General features: G+C 73.7%; 5 protein-coding genes and 1 pseudogene. 1 reads left to right on the forward strand and 5 read right to left on the reverse strand.

Annotation, left to right across the window (positions count from 1 at the left end; genetic code table 11):
- Positions 1–193 (reverse strand): annotated as a pseudogene (locus AB0J52_RS26570) (Zn-dependent alcohol dehydrogenase); the annotation flags it as partial.
- 104 nt (positions 194–297) lie between these two features.
- On the reverse strand, positions 298–489 hold the full coding sequence (locus AB0J52_RS26575; RefSeq protein WP_500185027.1) for a ferredoxin: 192 nt from the start codon (positions 487–489) through the stop codon (positions 298–300).
- A 325-nt stretch (positions 490–814) separates the two neighbouring features.
- On the opposite strand from AB0J52_RS26575, the gene AB0J52_RS26580 reads away from it, so the two are divergent.
- Positions 815–1,447, forward strand: a complete 633-nt coding sequence (locus tag AB0J52_RS26580; RefSeq protein ID WP_500185031.1) for a class I SAM-dependent methyltransferase — start codon at positions 815–817, stop codon at positions 1,445–1,447.
- A gap of 128 nt (positions 1,448–1,575) precedes the next feature.
- On the opposite strand, the gene AB0J52_RS26585 is transcribed toward AB0J52_RS26580, so the two are convergent.
- The 3 genes from AB0J52_RS26585 to AB0J52_RS26595 all read right to left on the reverse strand — a co-directional run bounded on the left by AB0J52_RS26585 (position 1,576) and on the right by AB0J52_RS26595 (position 4,871).
- A complete protein-coding gene (locus AB0J52_RS26585; RefSeq protein ID WP_500185029.1) occupies positions 1,576–2,712 on the reverse strand; it encodes a glucosidase family protein in 1,137 nt (378 codons plus the stop codon).
- Positions 2,702–3,469 (reverse strand): class I SAM-dependent methyltransferase, encoded by a 768-nt coding sequence (locus tag AB0J52_RS26590; protein ID WP_500185032.1) that lies wholly within the window; start codon positions 3,467–3,469, stop codon positions 2,702–2,704. The genes AB0J52_RS26585 and AB0J52_RS26590 overlap by 11 nt, the downstream gene beginning before the upstream one ends.
- 109 nt (positions 3,470–3,578) lie before the next feature.
- Positions 3,579–4,871 carry a glycosyltransferase family 4 protein gene (locus AB0J52_RS26595; protein ID WP_500185030.1) on the reverse strand — a complete coding sequence of 431 codons (1,293 nt, stop codon included), beginning with the start codon at positions 4,869–4,871 and terminating at the stop codon, positions 3,579–3,581.
- Between the last annotated feature and the right edge of the window lie 322 nt (positions 4,872–5,193).

Consider the following 5,193-nt stretch of genomic DNA (forward strand, 5'->3'; position numbering starts at 1 on the left):
CCATCATCTTGCGCAGCACCGGCGGGGACAGCATCGGCTCCCCGGCCGCGACCTGCCGGATCGCCGAGTGGCAGACGCCGGTCGCCCTGATCCGCACCCGGACCTGGTCGGGCCCCGGATCGACGGTCGTCACGTCGTCCCGCAGGTCCAGTTCCTTGTCGCCGACCGCGTGCAGTACCGCGGCACGTGCCATGTGACGCCTCCACAGTGAGGACGGACGCCGGGCCCGTGCGCGGGGCGGGGCGTACCGAGGGTGGGTGGGATGTGGTGCGGGCGGCCGGGGACGGGCGGTCCGGGCTACTCCTGGAGGCTCAGGGCCGCCTTGGGGCAGGACCGCACCGCGTGCCGGACCTTGTCCGCCAGCTCGGCCGGCACCTCCTCGCGCAGGATGACCAGTTCGTCGTCGTCGGTGAGGTCGAAGACCTCCTCGGCGATGCCGACGCAGACGGCGTTGGCCTCGCACACCAGCGGATCGACCGACACTCTCATCGCGATCTCCGTTCCCTTGCCGGCGGACGCGCGGCCGGGGCCAACCTACCGAACTCGGTTCGGCGGGGGCCATGGGCCGTTCGGCCCTAAGTGCGCGCGCCCACGGCAAAAGTAGAACACGTTCCAGTCAGGTGTCACAAGACCCGGGCGGACCGGATAAAGTGCCCGGCGGAGGAGATCAATGAGCGACTCAACGGCGTCCACCCCCGCGGGGACGACCAGCACCCCGGCCGTACCGGCCGAGCCGCCCGCCGGAACGCCGTCGGGCGCGTCCGCGCGACCCGCGCCGGGCGCGTCCGCGCAGGTGGCCCCGGAGGTTCCCGGCATGCCGGCCCAGCTGCTGCGGATCGCCCGCGCGGCCAAGGGCTTCATGCCGGAGGACGAGGGCCGGGCCCTGTACGAGACCGCGCACGCCTACGGATCGAGGTTCGGCGCGTCCGCCCCGCTGCTGGAGATCGGCTCCTACTGCGGCAAGTCGGCCGTCTACTTCGGCGCGGCGGCCCGGCTGACCGGCTCGACGGTCGTCACCGTCGACCACCACCACGGCTCGGAGGAGAACCAGGCGGGCTGGGAGTACCACGACCCGTCCCTGGTCGACCCGTGCACGGGCCGCATGGACACCATGCCGGCCTTCCGCAAGACGATCTCCGCCGCAGGGCTGGAGGACGTCGTCGTCGCGATCGTCGGGACGTCCGCGACGGTCGCGGCGTTCTGGCGCACCCCGCTGGCGCTGCTGTTCATCGACGGCGGGCACGCCGAGGACCTCGCCCAGGCCGACTACACCGGCTGGGCGCACCACGTCGCGCCGGGCGGCGCGCTGGTGATCCACGACGTGTTCCCCGACCCCGCGGACGGCGGCCAGGCCCCCTACCACGTGTACCTGCGCGCCCTGGAGTCCGGCGACTTCGAGGAGCGCCGGGTCGTCGGCTCGCTGCGCGTCCTGGAGCGCGTCTCCTGACCCGGAGACCGCGAAGGCTCCCGCACGGCGCGTGCGGGAGCCTTTCGCTGTAACGGGTTCTAGCGCCCGGTCGCCCGGCGTCGGCGGCGGGCGTGAGGCGGTGGCGGGCGGTGGCGGGTCCGGGGCGGTCAGCGCCGCGTGCGGACGGGGTTGGCGAGCTGGCGCGGGACGCGGGCCGCGCAGCCGCACGCCGCCGGATCGGACGGCGCGGACGGCCCGAGCGGACGCCCGGCGACCTCCTTGAACAGCCGCGCGCCGGGCGACGCGTCCGCCAGCACGTCGGCGGCCAGCACGACCGCGGCGGCGGTGTAGGTGGAGCGGTCCCCGGGGAAGTGGCGGCGGTTCTCGAACTGCCAGCCCGTCCAGTAGGAGCCGTCCTCGTGCCGCAGGTGCTGGACGGTCGCGAACAGCTCGACGGCGCGGTCCCGGTCGCCCGCGGCGTCCAGGGCCATGACCAGCTCGCACGACTCGGCGGCGGTGACCCACGGCTGGTCGGACACGCAGCGGCAGCCGAGGCCGGGCACGACGAAGGTGTCCCACTGCTCGGCCAGCCGCGCCGCGGCGGCCTCGCCGCGGACGGGCCCGCCGAGCACGGGGTAGTACCAGTCCATCGACCAGCGCGACTTGTCGGCGAACGCCTCCGGGTGGACGGCCACGACGTGGCCGAGCTGGTCGGCGGCCAGCTCCCACTCCGGCTGCGGCTCGCCGAGCCGCTCGGCGAGCGCGACCGCGCAGCGCAGCGACTGGTACACCGACGAGCAGCCGGTCAGCAGCGCCTCGTCCGCGACCGTGCCGTCCTCGTGCCGGATCCACATGATCTCGCCGCGCCGGGTGCGCAGCCCGAGCGTGAAGTCGATCGCGCGCCGCACCACCGGCCACATCGCGCGGGCGAACGCCTCGTCGCCGGTGACCAGCAGCTCGTGCCAGACGCCGACCGCCACGTAGGCGGCGTGGTTGGACTCGCCGCCCGGCTCGGTGACCTCGCCGAGCACCCACTTGGCGGGCCACGACCCGTCCGGACGCTGCACCGACGCCAGCCACGCGTACGCGCGCCGCGCCTCGTCGCGCAGGCCCGCGACGGTCAGCGCCATCGCGGCCTCGACGTGGTTCCAGGCGTCCACGTGCCCGGGGACGCCGTCCACCGGGGAGAACCACGGGATCGCCCCGGACGGCTCCTGCTGGCGGGCGATGCTCCGCGCGGTCGCGACGATGTCGGCCGAGGTCACGACGCCATCGACGGACGGCGGCGGGACCTCAGACCGCATCCGCGGTCTCCCTCGCCGCGGGCTGCTCGGCGGGCTTGGACGGCTGGGCGGGCTTGGTCACGTAGACGACCACGCTCTTGCCGATCAGCGGGTTCAGCGCCTTCTCGGCGAGGCGGGTGGCGAGGGGGCGCTTCATGATGTCCCAGACCAGCACCTGGTGGTAGGCCTTGGCGAGCGGGTTGGCGTCGTTGTCCACCCCGACCGCGCACTTGATCCACCAGTACGGCGCGTGCAGGCCGTGCGCGTGGTGGTGGCCGTCCACCCGGAAGCCGGTGGACTTCAGCTTCGCCTCCAGCTCGGCGCGCGTGTAGATGCGCACGTGGCCGCCGGGGGCGGTGTGGTAGTCCTCCGACAGCGCCCAGCACAGCCGCTCGGGCAGCCAGGACGGGACGGTCACCGCGAGCTGCCCGCCCGGCTTGAGCACGCGCAGCAGCTCGCGCATCGCCCGCATGTCGTCGGGGATGTGCTCCAGCACCTCGGATGCCACGATCTTGTCGAAGTGGTCGTCCGGGAAGGGCATGGACAGGGCGTCGCCCTGGACGGTCTCGGCGGACGCGTCCTCGGCCGCCTCGCCCTCCAGCCGCATCGCGCCGAACATCTTCTCGACGCCCGCCAGCTCCTCGGCGTCGAGGTCGAAGGCCACGACGTGCGCACCCCTGCGGTACAGCTCGAAGGCATGCCGTCCGGCGCCGCACCCCATGTCGAGGACGCGCTCTCCGGGGGTGACGCGGAACCGCTGGAAATCCACGGTCAGCAGGGTCGTGCTCCTTCCGTACTGGGGACCTCCGGCAGGCCGGTCCCGCATCCGTGCCCGCGCCGCGGCCCGCCAGGTGGTTCCCCCTGGGACGCCGCCGCCCGGACCGCCGCTACTTGCGCGCGGCCTTGCGCAGGTAGTCGCGCTGGGTGATGGCCTCGCGGTAGTGGCCGACCGTGGCCTGCGCCACCGCCCGCCACGCGAACCGCTCGCGCACCCTGGCGAGTCCCGCCTCGCTCCACCTCGCCCGCTCCCCGGGGGAGTCGTGCAGGCGGCGCAGGACGGCCGCGAGTTCCTCCACGTCGCCGGGCTCGACCAGGATCCCGGCGTCGCCGACCACCTCGGGCAGCGCGCCCGCGCGGCTGGCGACCAGCGGGGTGCCGGACGCCATGTGCTCGACGGCGGGCAGCGAGAAGCCCTCGTACCGGGACGGGACGACCGCGACCTCGGCGGAGGCCAGCAGCTCGCCGAGCTCGTCGTCGCTGATCCCGGACACGAACCGGACCCGGTCGCCGAGCGCGAGCTCCTTGACGAGCCGCTCGGTCGGGCCGTCCTTCTTGGGCCTGGACACGATCACGACGTGCACGTCCCGCTCGGTGCCGACCTTGGCGACCGCGCGCAGCAGCACGTCCACGCCCTTGATCGGGGCGTCCGCGCTGGCCATCGCGACGATCCGGCCCGGGACGCGGCCGCTGAGCGGGCCGCGCGGGTGGAAGACCGAGGTGTCGACGCCGAGCGGCAGGATCTCGATGTCGCGCGGGTCGACCTTGAAGTCCCGGACGATGTCGACCTTGGACGACTCCGAGACCGTGAGGACCGTGCCGATCCGCCGCGCGACCTGCGACTGCATGCCCACGAAGCCGTACCAGCGGCGCTTGCCGAGCTTGGCCTTCCAGTCCTGCGCGGCGTCGAGCTCGATCCGCCGGTCCACGCTGATCGGGTGGTGGATGCTGGTGACCAGCGGCAGGCCGAGCCGGGTGATGCCGAGGTTGGCGAGGCCGAGCACCTGGTTGTCGTGCGCGACGTCGAAGTCGCGGCGGCGGCGCCGCAGCTCGCGCAGCACCCGGATGCTGAAGGTCAGCGGCTCGGGGAAGCCGCCGGTGCGCATGTGCGCGAACTCCAGCACGTCCACCCAGTCGCGGAACTCCTCGCGGGCGGGCGTGCGGAAGGGGTCCTCGTCCCGGTACAGGTCCAGGCTCGGGATCTTCGTCAGGGTGATCTCGTCGCGGTCGAGCTCGGGGTAGGGCTGCCCGGACAGGATCTCCACCGAGTGCCCGAGGTCGGCCAGCTCCCGGCTCAGGTGCCGCAGGTAGACGCCCTGGCCGCCGCAGTGCGGTTTGCTCCGGTAGGACAGCAGCGCCACGCGCAGCGGCCGCTCCCCGGCCCCGGACCCCGCCTCAGTCACGACCGCCCCAGCCCACGCGCCACTCCTGTCCGTCGGATGGACGCCGGGGCACGTCTGCCGCACCGGCATCTCGAACGCCTGTCGTTTGGTCTTAGACCTTAGCTTCCGCACGTTACCGGAGAGTTCAATATTGGGCATCGCGTCCAAAAGTGTTTCGAAAAGCACATGAACGGCCAGGCGGGGACGGGTCCCCCGGTCCGTCCGGTCCCTGGGCGGGGCCCGCCCGGACGAGCCGGGACGGACCGCCGGGAAGCGGCGATGCGAACCGCCCGGAGCGTGCGTTCCGGGCGGTCGCGCCGCCGCCGCCGGGTCCTGCCCGCCG

The sequence above is a fragment of the Spirillospora sp. NPDC049652 genome, assembly GCF_040675125.1.
GTDB lineage: Bacteria > Actinomycetota > Actinomycetes > Streptosporangiales > Streptosporangiaceae > Spirillospora.